Origin of the sequence: Streptomyces sp. DH24 (assembly GCF_029813775.1) — a bacterium.
In the GTDB taxonomy this organism is placed as follows: Bacteria; Actinomycetota; Actinomycetes; order Streptomycetales; family Streptomycetaceae; genus Streptomyces.
The window spans coordinates 1-452 of the sequence record NZ_JARVKW010000117.1 but is presented as its reverse complement, the minus strand read 5'-3'; the positions used below and the strand labels follow the sequence as shown (position 1 = coordinate 452).

General features: G+C 80.8%; 1 pseudogene. It reads left to right on the top strand.

Annotated features, from left to right (window positions below):
• Positions 1–18 precede the first annotated feature (18 nt).
• Positions 19–452: pseudogene (locus tag QC282_RS32100) on the top strand (hypothetical protein); the annotation flags it as partial.

Below are 452 nucleotides of genomic sequence, written 5' to 3'. Positions count from 1 at the left end.
CGGCCGCGCCGCCCGCGCATGGCAGCGGCCACCGCCGAGGCCGCCGTGCACACCGCGGAGGGCGCGGAGGCCAAGCCGAAGACCCGCCGCACCCGCAAGACGGCCGAGCCGGCCGTCACCCCGGAGGCGGCCGAGGCCACCGAGCCGACCACTCCGCGCCGCCGCACCCGTAAGACGGCGGCGACCACGGCGGAGACGGCGGTCGACACCGCCGAGGCCACCGAGGCCAAGCCGCGCCGCACGCGCAAGGCAACGGCCACCGCCGAGGCCGCGGTCGACACCGCGGAGGGCGCGGAGGCCAAGCCGAAGACCCGCCGCACCCGAAAGGCCGTCGAGCCGGCCGAGGCCGGTCAGCCGTCCGTCGGCATCCCGGCGCAGGCCGCGCACGAGCCGGAGGCCGCGGCCCCGCGCCGCCGCACCCGCAAGGCGACGCCGGCAGCGCCCGCCGAGTC